The sequence below is a fragment of the Streptomyces sp. NPDC006463 genome (genome assembly GCF_042870715.1).
Classification (GTDB): domain Bacteria; phylum Actinomycetota; class Actinomycetes; order Streptomycetales; family Streptomycetaceae; genus Streptomyces.
In genome coordinates, this window is the sequence record NZ_JBIAHP010000026.1 from 24,181 (window position 1) to 38,018 (window position 13,838).

The 13,838-nt window shown below is 72.9% G+C and carries 13 protein-coding genes; 6 read left to right on the forward strand and 7 right to left on the reverse strand.

Going from position 1 to position 13,838, the window contains the following annotated elements; translation table 11 throughout:
- Positions 1-133: 133 nt before the first annotated feature.
- The gene (locus ACFYOB_RS34210; protein ID WP_388566892.1) at positions 134-883 is read left to right on the forward strand and encodes an SDR family oxidoreductase; all 750 of its coding nucleotides are present in this window, start codon (positions 134-136) and stop codon (positions 881-883) included.
- Between the two features lie 28 nt (positions 884-911).
- On the opposite strand, the gene ACFYOB_RS34215 is transcribed toward ACFYOB_RS34210, so the two are convergent.
- Positions 912-2,078: an ROK family transcriptional regulator gene (locus ACFYOB_RS34215; RefSeq protein WP_388566895.1), complete on the reverse strand. Its 1,167-nt coding sequence runs from the start codon at positions 2,076-2,078 to the stop codon at positions 912-914.
- A gap of 55 nt (positions 2,079-2,133) precedes the next feature.
- On the opposite strand from ACFYOB_RS34215, the gene ACFYOB_RS34220 reads away from it, so the two are divergent.
- The 3 genes from ACFYOB_RS34220 (at position 2,134) to ACFYOB_RS34230 (ending at position 5,536) form a co-directional block, all read left to right on the forward strand.
- Positions 2,134-3,348, forward strand: a complete 1,215-nt coding sequence (locus ACFYOB_RS34220; protein ID WP_388566898.1) for an MFS transporter — start codon at positions 2,134-2,136, stop codon at positions 3,346-3,348.
- Positions 3,349-3,411: 63 nt separating this feature from the next.
- The gene (locus ACFYOB_RS34225) at positions 3,412-4,806 is read left to right on the forward strand and encodes a uracil-xanthine permease family protein (protein ID WP_388566901.1); all 1,395 of its coding nucleotides are present in this window, start codon (positions 3,412-3,414) and stop codon (positions 4,804-4,806) included.
- A gap of 76 nt (positions 4,807-4,882) precedes the next feature.
- On the forward strand, positions 4,883-5,536 hold the full coding sequence (locus ACFYOB_RS34230) for a DUF5995 family protein (RefSeq protein ID WP_388566904.1): 654 nt from the start codon (positions 4,883-4,885) through the stop codon (positions 5,534-5,536).
- Here the strand turns inward: ACFYOB_RS34230 and ACFYOB_RS34235 are convergent.
- The 4 genes from ACFYOB_RS34235 to ACFYOB_RS34250 form a co-directional block, all read right to left on the reverse strand.
- Positions 5,523-6,716 (reverse strand): GDSL-type esterase/lipase family protein, encoded by a 1,194-nt coding sequence (locus ACFYOB_RS34235; protein ID WP_388566906.1) that lies wholly within the window; start codon positions 6,714-6,716, stop codon positions 5,523-5,525. The genes ACFYOB_RS34230 and ACFYOB_RS34235 overlap by 14 nt on opposite strands.
- A gap of 184 nt (positions 6,717-6,900) precedes the next feature.
- Positions 6,901-8,613, reverse strand: coding sequence for a flavin monoamine oxidase family protein (locus tag ACFYOB_RS34240; RefSeq protein ID WP_388566909.1), 1,713 nt, complete (start codon positions 8,611-8,613; stop codon positions 6,901-6,903).
- A 50-nt stretch (positions 8,614-8,663) separates the two neighbouring features.
- On the reverse strand, positions 8,664-9,464 hold the full coding sequence (locus tag ACFYOB_RS34245; RefSeq protein ID WP_388566912.1) for a carbon-nitrogen hydrolase family protein: 801 nt from the start codon (positions 9,462-9,464) through the stop codon (positions 8,664-8,666).
- A gap of 185 nt (positions 9,465-9,649) precedes the next feature.
- Positions 9,650-10,033 (reverse strand): hypothetical protein, encoded by a 384-nt coding sequence (locus ACFYOB_RS34250; protein ID WP_388566915.1) that lies wholly within the window; start codon positions 10,031-10,033, stop codon positions 9,650-9,652.
- A 357-nt stretch (positions 10,034-10,390) separates the two neighbouring features.
- On the opposite strand from ACFYOB_RS34250, the gene ACFYOB_RS34255 reads away from it, so the two are divergent.
- Together ACFYOB_RS34255 and ACFYOB_RS34260 are read left to right on the forward strand one after the other, a co-directional pair.
- Positions 10,391-11,101, forward strand: a complete 711-nt coding sequence (locus tag ACFYOB_RS34255) for a GNAT family N-acetyltransferase (RefSeq protein ID WP_388566917.1) — start codon at positions 10,391-10,393, stop codon at positions 11,099-11,101.
- An 81-nt stretch (positions 11,102-11,182) separates the two neighbouring features.
- Entirely contained in the window at positions 11,183-11,476 is a 294-nt protein-coding gene (locus ACFYOB_RS34260) for a WhiB family transcriptional regulator (RefSeq protein WP_388566920.1), read from the forward strand.
- 28 nt (positions 11,477-11,504) lie between these two features.
- On the opposite strand, the gene ACFYOB_RS34265 is transcribed toward ACFYOB_RS34260, so the two are convergent.
- Both ACFYOB_RS34265 and ACFYOB_RS34270 read right to left on the reverse strand, forming a co-directional pair.
- Positions 11,505-11,960 carry an Lrp/AsnC family transcriptional regulator gene (locus ACFYOB_RS34265; RefSeq protein WP_007262967.1) on the reverse strand — a complete coding sequence of 152 codons (456 nt, stop codon included), beginning with the start codon at positions 11,958-11,960 and terminating at the stop codon, positions 11,505-11,507.
- Between the two features lie 10 nt (positions 11,961-11,970).
- The gene (locus tag ACFYOB_RS34270) at positions 11,971-13,425 is read right to left on the reverse strand and encodes an amino acid transporter (protein ID WP_388566923.1); all 1,455 of its coding nucleotides are present in this window, start codon (positions 13,423-13,425) and stop codon (positions 11,971-11,973) included.
- Positions 13,426-13,838 lie beyond the last annotated feature (413 nt).

Sequence of the window (13,838 nt, forward strand, 5' to 3'; positions counted from 1 at the left end):
TCGCACGTGGCCCCGGGCGCGGACGGCCGCGGGTCCTCGCGGACCGGACCCGTTCGGCGGCGGATGTCACGTTTCCGAGGACTGTCCGGTCTTTGCTGGTGAGGACAACATCTCCAGCGAAGGGCAGGACCCCATGAGCACCATCCTCGTCACCGGAGGCACCGGAACCCTCGGCGCGCTCGTCGTCACCCGCCTCCGGGAAGCGGGCCACGAGGTCCGCGTACTGAGCCGCCACTCCCCGGACCACCCGGTCGACCTGCGGGACGGCAGCGGGCTGGCCGCGGCCATGGCGGGCGCGGAGGTCGTCGTGCACTGCGCGAGCAACACGCGCGGCGGGGGCAAGGGCGACGAGGTGGCCGCCGGACACCTGATCGAGGCGGCCCGGCGGACGGGGACCGTCACGAACATCGTCTACATCTCGATCGTCGGCGTGGACGTGGTCCCCCTCGGCTACTACCGGATGAAGCTGAAGGTGGAGCGGATGCTGGAGGAGTCCGGGCTGGGCGTCACCATCCTGCGCACGACCCAGTTCCACGACCTGGTGGCGCAGGTGGTGGGCATGGCGGCGAAGCTTCCGGTCGTGCCGCTGCCGAACGGGGTCCGGGTGCAGCCGATCGCGGTCGAGGAGGTGGCGCACCGCCTGGCGGGACTGGCCGTCCCGGCCCCGGCGGGCCGCGTCCCGGACATGGGCGGCCCGGAGATCCGCACCCTGCCGGAGCTGGGCCGGGTCTACCTCGCGGCGACGGGGCGCCGCCGCCGGGTGGTCCCCCTGCCGCTGTGGGGCAAGGCGTACGAGGGCTTCCGGCGCGGCGGCAACCTGGCGCCCTCCCACGCGGCGGGCCGGGTCACGTTCGCGGAGTTCCTGGCCGGGCGGAAGGGGTAGCGGAAGGGGCAGGGGCGCCTGGGACGCGTCAGCCGGGCGACCCCCCGAACAGCACCTCCTGCGCCGCCTCGCGCGCGGCCAGCCGGGCCCCCTCCAGAACCGCCGGGCCGCCGAGTGCGGTGGCCCGGACCTCGGTGGGGACCGGCGTGAGCGCGGTCAGCCGGTCGGCCACCCGCCCCGCCAGGGCGGCGCCGCCCGCTCGGCCCAGTTCGCCCCCCAGGACCACGCATCCCGGGTCCAGGACCGCGGCGACCGCCGCCGCGCCCAGCGCCAGGCGCTCGGCGAGGGCGTCGAGGAAGGCCTCTCCCGCGGCCCCGGCCACCGCCTCCTGCGCCGGGCCCGTGAAGCCGTGCTCGCGCGCGAGCGCCGTCACGGCGTCCCGGCCCGCCAGGGCGTGGAATCCGCCCCCGCAGTCGGTCGCCGAGGGCAGGCCGCCGGTGCCCGGGACCGGGAGGAAGCCGATCTCGCCCGCCCCGCCGGAGGCGCCCCGGCGCAGCCGCCCGTCCAGGACGACGGCCGCGCCCACCCCTGCGCCGAGCCACAGGAGCACGAAGGAGTCCAGATCGCGGGCCACCCCCAGGCGCTGTTCGGCGAGGGCGGCCAGGTTGGTCTCGTTCTCGACGGCCACCACGGCGGTCAGGCTCCGCTGCAGCGCCGCCACCAGGTCCCGGTGCCAGGCGGGCAGGCCGTTGGTGTCGCGGAGTTCGCCGGTGGCGGGGGCGACGAGGCCGGGGGCGCCGATGACGACGGTGTGCAGTTCACCGGCCCCGGCCTCGCGGGCGGTGCGCAGCAGGGCCGCGACCGCGTCCTCGGGGGCGCCGACCGGCAGGGCGGCCTCGGCCAGGGGCCGGCCGAGGAGGTCGGTGACCACGGCGGTGACGCTGTCCGTCCGCACGTCCAGGGCGGCGAGGTGGGCGCGGCGGGCGACGATTCCGTACAGCTTGGCGTTGGGGCCGCGGCGCTGTTCGCCGGATTCCCCGACGACCTCGATCAGCCCGGCTCCGATGAGCCGGTCCACGAGGTCGGCGACCGACGGGCGGGAGAGGCCGGTCCGGGTCTTGAGCTGGGTGGCCGTCAGTGGTCCGGCCTCCTGGAGCAGTTGCAGGGCCAGGCGGTCGTTGATGGCGCGCGCCGTGCTCGGTGAGGCGGGGGACGGGATCGGTACCGGAGTGAGGGCAGAGGTCACGGCGCCCATCCTAGGGAGTCGAGGCCGTTATCTATCAGGCAGGGTCCCTGATAGTTTAATCCTCATGACCGGGGAACACGACCTCAGCCCGGCGCGCCTGCGCCATGCCCGCTTCGCCATCGCCGCCGTCTTCTGCGCCCACGGCGCCGTCACCGGCTCCTTCGCCACCCGCATCCCCTGGATCCAGGACCACGCCCAGCTCAGCGCGGGCGCCCTGGGCCTGGCCCTCGCCTTCCCCGCCCTGGGTGCAGCGCTCGCGATGCCGCTGGCGGGGCGGATCAACCACCGTTTCGGCGCCCGCGCCGCGCTGCGCGCACTGCTGGCACTGTGGACCCTGTCGCTGATCCTCCCGAGCCTCGCCCCGAACCTGCCCACCCTGTGCTTCGCGCTCTTCGTGTACGGGGCCACCTCCGGCATGTCCGACGTGGCGATGAACGCGCTCGGCGTGGAGACCGAGAACCGGCTGGGCCGCTCGATCATGTCCTCGCTGCACGGAATGTGGAGCACGGGCGCGCTGCTCGGTTCGGCCGCCGGCGCCGTCGCCGCCCAGGCGGGGGCGGACGCCCAGCTGCACCACCTGATCGCCGCGCTGGCCCTCACCGCGGCCGGGCTGCTCGCCGTACGCGGGGTGCTGGACCTGAGGAGCGATCAGGAGGCGCAGGCCCCGCCGCACTTCGCGCTGCCGCCGAAGTCCGCGCTGTTCATCGGGGCGATCGGCTTCTGCGCGGTCTTCGCGGAGGGCGCGAGTCTGGACTGGTCGGCGGTCTACCTGCGGGACGTCCTGCACACGGACGCCGGTCTGGCGGCGGCCTCCACCACCGCCTTCGCGCTCACCATGGCCGCCGCCCGGCTCGCCGGGGACCGGGTGGTGGACCGGTTCGGGGCGGTGCGCACCGTCCGGGCCGGCGGCGCACTGGCCACCGCGGGCGGGCTGCTCGTGGTGACGGCCCGCCATCCCGCGGCGGCGCTGGCCGGCTTCGGGCTGATCGGGCTCGGCATCGCGGTGGTGGTGCCGCTTGCCTTCGCGGCGGCGGCACGCAGCGGTCCGGCCCCGGCCCAGGCCATCGCGGGTGTCGCGACGATCACGTACACATCGGGACTGATCGCCCCGTCGGCGATCGGGGCGGTGGCGGACGCGACCTCGCTCGTGGTCTCCTTCGGGCTGGTCACCCTGCTGGCGTTCGCGCTGGTCGCGGGGGCCGCCGTACTGCGGCAGAAGCCGGCTGCGCCCCTGGCCCCCGAGGCCGATCGGGACGAACCTGCCGGAATCCGCCCGTAACATATCGCTGGCCGCCTCGCGGTCCGGGAGCTCGGCCAGCGGCGACGACGGAAGTGGTGGAACATGGGCCTCGGCGTGGGCTGGACCCTGCACGGTGACGGGCGGACCCCCGCCCCCGGCGCGGTGGTCCGACCGGACGAGCGGCTTTCGTGGCCGCGGACGGCGGGGCTCGGCGCCCAGCACGTCGTCGCGATGTTCGGGGCGAGTTTCGTCGCGCCGGTGCTGATGGGCCTGGACCCGAACCTGGCCATCATGATGTCCGGCGTCGCGACGGTGATCTTCCTGCTGGCGACGCGCGGCCGGGTCCCCTCGTACCTGGGCTGCTCCCTCTCCTTCGTCGGTGTCGCGGCGGCGATCCGCGCCTCGGGCGGCGACAGCGCGGTCGTGACCGGCGCCGTCTTCGTCGTGGGCGCGGCGCTGTTCCTGGCCGGCCTCGCCGTGCAGCGCTTCGGGGCGCGGATCATCCACGCGACGATGCCTCCGGTGGTGACGGGCGCGGTGGTGATGCTGATCGGCTTCAACCTGGCGCCGGTGACGGCTTCGACGTACTGGCCGCAGGACCAGTGGACGGCGTTGCTGACGATGCTGGTCACGGGGCTCGCCCTGGTCTGCCTGCGCGGGTTCTGGTCGCGGATCGCGATCTTCCTGGGACTGGTCTTCGGGTACGGGCTCTCCTGGGTCCTCGACCGCGTCCTGGGCAAGATCCACTCCACGGTGGGCGGCGGCGAGGCAGTGGACCACTGGCGCCTGGACCTCTCCGGGGTCGGCGCGGCCGACTGGATCGGGCTGCCGTCCTTCCACGCGCCGCAGTTCGAGTGGTCGGCGATCCTGATCGCCCTGCCCGTGGTGATCGCGCTGATCGCCGAGAACGCCGGTCACGTCAAGGCCGTCGGCGAGATGACCGGCGACCCGCTGGACGACAAGCTCGGCACCGCCATCGCGGCCGACGGCGCCGCGTCCATGCTGTCCACGGCGGTCGGCGGGCCGCCGAACACGACGTACTCCGAGAACATCGGCGTCATGGCGGCCACCCGGGTCTACTCCACGGCGGCGTACTGGACGGCGGCCGGGTTCGCGCTGCTCTTCGGCCTGTGCCCCAAGTTCGGGGCGGTCGTCGCCGCGATCCCCGGCGGGGTGCTGGGCGGCATCACCGTCATCCTGTACGGCATGATCGGCCTGCTCGGCGCCCAGATCTGGATGGGCGGCCGGGTGGATCTGCGCAATCCGCTGAACCTGGTGCCTGCCGCGGCGGGCATCGTCATCGGCGTCGGCGGGGTCAAGCTGCAGATCACCGACAGCTTCGAGCTGGGCGGTATCGCGCTGGGCACGATCGTGGTGATCACCGGCTACCACACGCTGCGGTACTTCGCCCCGGCGCACATGAAGGAGCAGGAGCCCCTGCTCGACGAGGGCACCTCCGCCTACGATGATCAGGACGGCCCGGACACGCCGCGTTGACGCGGTTTCGCCCGAACCGGCGAAGCGTACGGCCAAGTTACCCGGATCCGGCTCGGCGCCTGCGACTCTGCCTCCCATGGAAGCGGTGCTGGCGCGGATGCGCGCCCTGGACGAGCGGCTCCCGCCGCAGGACGGTGTCGCCGTCTTCAACCGGGTCTACCTGACGGTGACGCAGACCCTGCACCAGCGGATCGAACACGGCGGGTTCCCGGCGCCGCGGCGGGCGCAGACCCTCAGCGTGCGGTTCGCGGAGCGGTACCTGGCGGCGGTGGAGGCGGACCGGGCTCCGGCCTGCTGGCGGCCGCTGCTCCAGTACCGGCGCCACCCCGGGATCCGGCCGCTCCAGCACGCGCTGGCCGGGATCAACGCGCACATCGGCCACGACCTGGCGGTGGCGGTCGTGTCCACCTGCCGCGCCCTGGACTGCGAACCGGCCGCCCTCGAAGCCGATTTCGACCGGGTCGGCGACATCCTGGTCGCCCTGGAGGAGCACATCCGGGAGGAGCTGATGCCCGGCCCGGACCTCCTGGAGATCGCCGACCCGCTCACCCACCTGGTCGGCTCGTGGAGCCTGGAGCGCGCCCGCGCCGGTGCCTGGGCGGCGGCCCGCCTGCTGTGGACGCTGCGCCGCTCCCCCGACCTGGCCGAGGAGTTCCGGGAGTCCCTCGACGCCGGCGTCGGCCTGGTCGGCCGCTGCCTGCTGACACCGGGCCGGCTCAGCCACCTGTGACGGCGAACGGACCGCGGCCGCCGAAGGCCAGTTCCGCGAAGCGTTCGCCGATGCGGCGGTGGCCGGCCGGGTCCGGGTGGAGCCGGTCGGGCAGGGGCAGTTCGGCGAAGTCCGCTTCGCCGTAGAGGGCGCGGCCGTCGAGGTGGTGCAGGTTCGGGTCGTCGGCCGCCCGCTGAGCGGTGACGCGCGCCAGTTCGTCCCGGATGACGCCGAGCGTCAGCCGCCCGGCGGCCCGGTCCGCCGGGTCGCCGAGCGCCCGGCAGCGCAGCTCTCCGCCCTCGAAGTCCACCCCGGTGGGGCCCGGGGTGTCCTCGTGGATGGGACACAGCACGGGAGAGACGACCAGCAGCGGGGTGGTGGGGTGCCCCTCGCGGACGGTGTCGAGGAATCCGTGCACGGCCGGGACGAAGGCACGCAAGCGCATCAGGTCGTGGTTGACCAGATTGATGCCGATCTTGAGGCTGATCAGGTCCGCGGGAGTGTCCCGGATGGCGCGCGCGGTGAAGGGGTCGAGCAGGGCGTTGCCGCCGAATCCCAGATTGACCAGCTCCACGCCGCCCAGGGCGGCAGCGAGAGCCGGCCAGGTGCCGGTCGGGTCGGCGGCGAAGGAGCCGTGGCTGATGGAACTGCCGTGGTGCAGCCACACCCTGCGGCCGCGGTCGGGGAGGTCCTCGACCGGGGCGTCGGTGCGCAGGGCGATGAGCTCGGTGACCTCCGTATGGGGCAGCCAGATCTCGATGTCCTTCATCCCGGCGGGGAGCCCGGCGAACCGGACGGTGCCGGGCGGGCCGGGGCGCAGGTCCCCGGACCCGGTGGCCATGTCGACGACGCGCACGTTGCCGCCCGACACGCTGCCCCGGCCGGCCGGGCGGCCGTCGACGAGCAGCTCGTACACACCGTCCGGGCGGGCCGGGGCGCCCTGGTAGACCAGCTTGGTGGGGAGCGCGTCCAGCTCGACGGCGGTGGCCCGGGTCCGGAAGGCGAGGCGCACCCCGGAGGGCTGGGCCTCGACCGAGGCCAGGTTCGCGTCGGGGAACTGCCTGCGGGCGCGGGCGGGCAGCCGGTGCGGGAGCACCCCGTGCGCGGTGCGTTCCACGTCGAGGGCGCCGCGCAGCAGGTGCGCCTCGACGGCGGTGGTGATCCATCGGCCCGAGCCGGCCTGGTCGAAGGGGGCATTCATGCCCTCACCCTGCCGACCCCGGGCCCGACCCGCACCCGTATTTACCGCCGGGCGGGCGATTCTCCCGCGGGCGGCGGACAGCCGGGCATGCGTACGGGCCGCCGCCGCGATGTTTGCGCGGGGGCGGCCCGTGGTCACGGGGTCCGGGGCGTGGGTGTCGCCGGCGGAGTCCGGGAGGGGGAGGTCAGTCCTCCGGGAGTTCGACCGGGGCGATGTCGTCGTAGACGTCGCCCGGGCCCGGGTTGGTGGAGTCGGTCGTGCCGCCCAGGTGGTGCATGACGCCCCAGACCGCGTTCAGGGCGGTCTGGACGGCACCCTCGGCCCAGCCCGCCGTCCAGGAGATGTCGTCGCCCGCGAGGAAGATGCCGCGCTTGTCCTCGGGGAGGCGGTCCTGCATGAAGTGGGTGAACAGGCGCCGCTGGTAGCGGTAGTGGCCGGGGAGGTTGGCCTTGAACGCGCCCATGAAGTAGGGCTCGTTCTCCCAGGACACGGTCACCGGGTTGCCGATGATGTGGCGGCGGATGTCGACCTTCGGGTAGATCTCGCCGAGGGACTTCAGCATGACCTCCATCCGCTCGCTCGCGGACAGCGGCAGCCACTTCAGGCTGTCGTCGCACCAGGTGTACGAGAGGCAGATGACGGCGGGCTTGTCCGGGCCGTTGTCCAGGAGGTACGTACCGCGCGTCATGCGGTCCGTGAGGGTCATCGACATGACGTCGCGGCCCGTCGGGTTCCCTGCGTCGTCGACGGCCTTGTCCAGCCAGAACGGGCGGTCCACCGGGATGAAGAGCTTCGAGCTCTCCATGTAGTGGGTGCGCTCCATCGCGGTCCAGTGGTCGATCGGGAACAGCGTGTCGTCACACTCGATCTTGGACAGCAGCATCCAGGACTGCGCGGTGAAGATCGCCGCGCGGTAGGTGCGGATGTCGCCGGACGCGTCGGTGACCGTGATGCGGTTGCCCGCGGTGCGGTGCAGGCGGGTCACCGCCGGGCGCGGGGTGCCCTCGTGCAGCGAGGACAGCGAGGTGCCCTGCGCCCAGTGGACGATCTTCTCGGGCTCGCGCTCCCACAGGCGCACCGGCAGCTGCTGCGAGCCGCCGACGATGCCGCGGTGGTGGTCGTCCGCCTCGGTGTAGACGACGCGGAGGATCTCCAGGATGGAGTTCGGGAAGTCGGTGTCCCAGCCGCCCGTGCCGAAGCCGACCTGGCCGAAGATCTCGCGCTTGCGGAAGGACTGGAAGGCCTCGGACTTGCAGAGGAAGCCGTAGAAGGTCTCGTCGTCGAGCTTCTCGACGAGCTTGGCCCAGATCTCGCGGATGCGCGGGACGTCCCGCTCGCGCATCGCGGTGTTCATGTCGGAGAAGTCGGCGCCCTCGTCGAGGCACGCGTTCCACGCTTCGGCGACATCCCGGTAGATCTGCGGGAGGTCGGCGATCGTCTCGGCGTAGTGTGTCTCGCCCTTGAGGTCCACGACCGTCGAGGGGGTGGCCTCGGCGAGCGGGTTCGGGAAGGGCTCGGTGACCAGGCCGACGAGGTCGATGTAGTGCTGGAGCGCCGTGGAGGACGGCGGGAAGCGCATGGCGCCCATCTCCGCGGTCAGGCCCTCGGTGCCGGCGCCCTCGAAGCCGACGGTGCGCAGCCGGCCGCCGATCTGGTCCGCCTCGTAGACGACGGGCCTCAGGCCCATCTTCATGAGCTCGTAGGCCGAGATGATGCCGGACAGGCCGCCGCCGATGACGGCGACCTCGGTGCCGTGCTCGGTCGCCGGTATCTGACCGAGGCCCGCCGGGTGGGCGAGGAAGTCGTCGTACGCGTACGGGAAGTCCGGCCCGAACATGGTGATCGGGGGCTGTCCGTCGCTGTGCGGGACGGCGGTGGTGGGCACCGTGGACGTCATGGGGTACGGCTCCTAGCGGGGGTGGGGCAGGGGGAGGGCGCTGGCGGGACTCAGACGAGGGAGGCGTAGAGCCCGGGGCGGCGGTCGCGCAGGTACGGATTGTTCTCGCGCGAGGCGGCCAGCAGCTCGGGATCGGCCTCGCCGAACACCAGCTCCTCGCCGCGGCCGGCCCGGGTCCGGGTGACCCCGTCGGGGTTCGCCAGGCAGCTGAGTCCGACGAACTCGAACTCGCCTTCCGGGCCGGTGCGGTTGACGTACGCGATGTACATCTGGTTCTCGAAGGCCCGTACGGGGACGAGCTGTTCGGCGACGAACTGGAACGGGTGCATCTGCGCGGTCGGCACCAGCAGGAAGTCGGTGCCGGCGAGCGCGTGCGCCCGGACGTTCTCGGGGAACTCCACGTCGTAGCAGATCATGATGCCGATGCGGAGGCCGTGCAGGTCCGCCTGTACGACGGGGGTGTCGCCGGGGGTGAAGGCTTCCTGCTCGAAGCAGCCGAAGAGGTGGGTCTTGCGGTAGTTCGCGAGCCGGGCGCCGTCCGGGCCGACGAGCTGCGCCGCGTTGTAGACGGTGTCGCCGTCCCGCTCGGGGTAGCCGTAGAGGACCGCGATCCCGTGACGGCGGGCGATGCCGCCGATGACGTGGGCGGACTCGCCGTCGGCGGGCTCCGCGAGACCGGCGATGTCCTCGACCGCGAGGGCGTAGCCGGTCAGGAACATCTCCGAGGTCACGAGGAGCCCGGCCCCGTCCTGTGCGGCGCGCGCCGCGGCCTCGTCGAGCGCCTTGAGGTTCTCGGCGGTGTCGCCGAGCCGTCCGGAGCTCTGGAGGAGGGCGGTGCGCAGCGGGGGCATGGACTACCTCTGTGGCAGGAGGGGTGGGGTCCTTAGACGGTACGTTCGCGCGTTCGACCCGGACAAGCCGTGACCGTTGCGCTGCGCGCATCGATTCGTTGCGTGTTCCACCGCCTGCCCGGAGATTCGTTGCGCGGGGACCCGCACTGGCCCTGCGGGCCTGGTGAGAGCCCCCGCGATCCCCCTCAGGAGCCCGTGCGGAAGGCCGGGTGCGAGGCCAGGAAACGGAGGTCGTCGAGGATGTCGGGGGCGTGGTCGCAGACCACCCGGCCGCTCCAGGTGTCTACGAGGGCGGGGACCGTCGGGGTGCCGTCGAAGTGGTGGCCCGCCGCCTCGTACGCGAGGCGCAGTTCGGTGTGCCCGGGTGCCGCGGTGTCGTCGCCGAGGACGGTGGCGCGGACGGAGTCCTCGATGCCCAGCAGGGCGAGGGCCGCCGTCACCTGCCGGGAGCGCGGACAGCCGGCGGAGAGGTACAGGCGGTAGCGGTGCGGGACGGGGGAGAAGCCGGTCCCGATGCGGCCGCGCAGGGCGGGGGCCGGACCGGTGCGGGGCAGGGCGGTGTACGACATGACTCTCCTGGGGCGGGCGCGCGGAAGTGGCCTGGGCGGGGCGGTGTTCCCGGCGGCGCGGGGCGCGCGCGGTCCGGGTCGCCCGTGCTTGTCCGGAGGGGCTCAGCCTCGCGTGGTGAATGCGCTGCACACCCGCAGGAGGTCGATGTGCAGGCGCCGGGTCAGCCACCAGCGGCGGAGGGTCCTTGTGTCCACCGGTCCCGCCCCCGTCCCGTCCTCCAAGGCCCGTGCCGCGGTCGTTAGGCTTCCCGGGGCGGGCGCCGGCCGTCGTGGCCGTCTTCCGCAGTCTCGTGGTGGCGCATGGGGCCGTCAAGAAGGCGGTGACGGCCGCACCGACGGAAAGGGAGCTCCGCACCGATGTCCCCCGAGGTACCCGACGTACTCGACGCGCTCGACAACCCGGTCTGGGCCGCGCTGACCGGACCGCACCGCGCCTTCGCCGAGCACGGGCCCGCGGGCCTGGCCGCCCGCTACGCGCTGGACGCGAGCCCGTTCGCGGCGCTGGCCGACCCGCGGGACCCCCGTGCGTGGGCGGATCTGGCGGCGCTGGCCGGACCCGGCGAGGGGGTCTGGGTGACCGGGCTGCTGACCCCGCCGCCGGGCTGGGAGACCGTGGCGGCGATTCCCGGCGTACAGCTGGACGGCCGGGCGGTACGGGCCGAGGCCGCGCCCGAGGCGGTCGCGCTGGGGCCCGGCGACGTGCCGGAGATGCTGGAGCTGGTCGAGCTGACCAAGCCGGGCCCGTTCATGGACCGGACCGTCGAACTGGGCACCTACCTCGGGATCCGCCGCGAGGGGCGGCTCGTCGCGATGGCCGGGGAGCGGATGCGGCCGGCGGGCTGGTCGGAGATCAGCGCGGTGTGCACGCACCCGGACCACCGGGGCCGGGGCCTGGCGGCCCGGCTGATACGAGCGGTCGCGGCCGCGGTACGCGAGCGCGGGGACAGCCCGTTCCTGCACGCGGCGGCCCAGAACACGGGGGCGGTGCGGCTCTACGAGTCGATGGGGTTCACCCTGCGGCGCCGGCCGGACTTCCTGGGGCTCCGTACGCCGGCCAAGGAGGCGTGACCCGCAGGACGTCGACTACGGCGGGGTTTCGCGGGCCGTCCAGCGGTCAGACGCGGGGACAACCCAAAGAAAGGAACTGCCATGACCGACGTCTCACGCCTGCCCGGCGCCGCGCACCACTTCTGGCAGTGGCAGTCCCGGGCGGCCTGCCGGGATCTGGGCTCCGGCCGCTTCTTCCATCCCGCCGGAGAGCGCGGCGAGGACCGGGAGGAGCGGGATGCCGCCGCCAAGCGGGTCTGCGCGGGGTGCCCCGTGCGGGCCGCCTGCCTCGATCACGCGCTGCGCACCCGTGAGCCGTTCGGCGTCTGGGGCGGGCTCACGGAGGAGGAACGGCACGCCCGGCTCGCCCGGGTGGAGCCGGCTCTGCGGGCCTAGCCGCGCGGGCCCGGCCGTGCGGGCCCGGCTATGCGGGCGCGCCCGAGGTGAAGCGGCGCAGGAGCGGGGAGAGGACCAGGACGGACTTGGTGCGTTCCACGAAGGGTTCGCCCGCGATGCGTTCCAGTACCCGCTCGAAGTGCCGCATGTCGGAGGCGAAGACCTGGACGAGGGCGTCCGCGTCGCCGGTGACGGTCGACGCGGACACCACCTCGGGGTACCGCTCCAGACCTCGCCGGATGTCGTCCGGCGAGGTGTTGTGGCGACAGTAGATCTCGATGAAGCCCTCGGTCTCCCAGCCCATCGCGGCGGGGTCCACGCGGACCGTGAAGCCGGTGATGGCACCTTCGGCCCGCAGCCGGTCCACGCGCCGCTTCACGGCGGGGGCGGAGAGGCCGACCTCGGAGCCGATGTCCGCGTAGGAGCGGCGGGCGTCCTCGGCGAGGGCGTGCACGATGCGTTCGTCGAGATCGTTCAGTCGCACTGCGGGTGGATCACTTCTCTGCTGTGGCCAATGCTGAGCGGCGGATGCCGTACAGGAAGTAGACCACGAGGCCGACGGCCATCCAGACACCGAAGGCGACCCAGGTCGCGCCCGGCAGGCTGTACATCATGTAGGCGCAGGCGATGAAGCCGAGGATCGGCGTGACCGGGTACAGCGCCACCTTGAAGGTGCGCGGCATGTCGGGCTTGGTGCGGCGCAGGATCACGACGGCGACGTTGACCAGGGCGAAGGCGAAGAGCGTGCCGATGCTGGTCGCGTTGGCGAGCTCGCCCAGGGGGACGAACGCGGCGAGGGCGCCACAGAAGATGGAGACGATCACGACGTTGGCGCGCGGGGCGCCCGTCTTCTCGTCGACCTTGGCGAAGACCTTGGGGACCAGGCCGTCGCGGGACATCGCGAAGAGGATGCGGGTCTGGCCGTAGAGGACGGCGAAGACGACGGAGGCGATGGCGACCACGGCGCCGGCGGCGAGGACGACGCCCCAGACGCTGGTACCGGTGACGTCGGTCATGATCTGGGCCAGCGCGGCCTCGGTGCCCTCGAAGTCCTGCCACGGCATGGCGCCGACGGCGACGAAGGCGACGAGGACGTACAGGACGGTGACGATGCCCAGCGAGAGCATGATCGCGCGGGGCAGGTCCTTCTTCGGGTTCTTGGCTTCCTCACCGGCGGTGGAGGCCGCGTCGAAGCCGATGTACGAGAAGAAGAGCGTGGAGGCGGCGGCGCTGATGCCGGTGACGCCGAGCGGGGCGAGCGGGGCGTAGTTGCCGGACTTGATGCCCATGACGCCGATGCCGATGAAGAGCACCAGCGTGACGATCTTCACCGCGACCATGATCGAGTTGATCATGGCGCTCTCCTTGGCGCCGCGCATCAGGAAGACCATGGCGAGCAGGACCACGACCAGCGAGGGCAGGTTGATCCAGCCGCCCTCACCGAGCGGGGCACCGAGCTTCTCCGGGATGGTGATGCCTATGGTCCCGTCGAGGAGCTCGTTGAGGTACTGGCCCCAGCCGACGGCGACGGCCGCTACGGAGACGGCGTACTCCAGGACCAGGCACCAGCCGCAGATCCAGGCGATGAACTCGCCCATGGTCGCGTAGGAGTACGAGTACGAGGAGCCGGAGACCGGCACGGATCCGGCCAGCTCCGCGTAGGAGAGGGCCGAGAACAGCGCGGTCAGGCCCGCGATGATGAAGGAGATCGTCACGGCCGGGCCGGCCTTGGGGGCGGCCTCGCCGAGGACGACGAAGATGCCGGTACCCAGGGTGGCGCCGATGCTGATCATCGTCAGCTGCCACATGGTGAGCGAGCGGCGCAGCGTGCCGCCCTCACCCTGGCCGCCCTCGGCCACCATCTGCTCGACCGGCTTGCGGCGCAGCAAAGGGTTCACAGGCTTGCGGGGCTCGGAGGTGAGCGGTGGCGCCTGGCCGGTTTCGAGCACGGGGGGACTCCTTTGACACTGCGGGTGGGGATAAGGCATCGACCGCAGCGGTCCTGAGCAGGAGCAGGCGCGCGGAAAGCGCGCCTGGGCATGGGGGACCGCCGAGCAGGCGGTCCACGCCACTCCACGTACAGCGAGTGAGCCTACGAGCTGAGGGATAGCGCCCGTAATGCACCATCCTTGCACATTGACGAACGATCGTTGCGCGGATCTGTCCCGGATGGCCCTTTGTTGCGCGCGGATGATCGATCACTGCGCGGTAACGCTCCGTTCCCATTCTTGACACTTCATCAGATCTGCCGCAGCGTGCGGCCGGGGCCGAGCGGCCCCACCGGTCCGCCCGTCGGCGGTCGATCCGGGCCCCGGCGGGGTACGGGTGAACCCGGCGGCCCGGGGGCGGGCGGGGCGCGGCA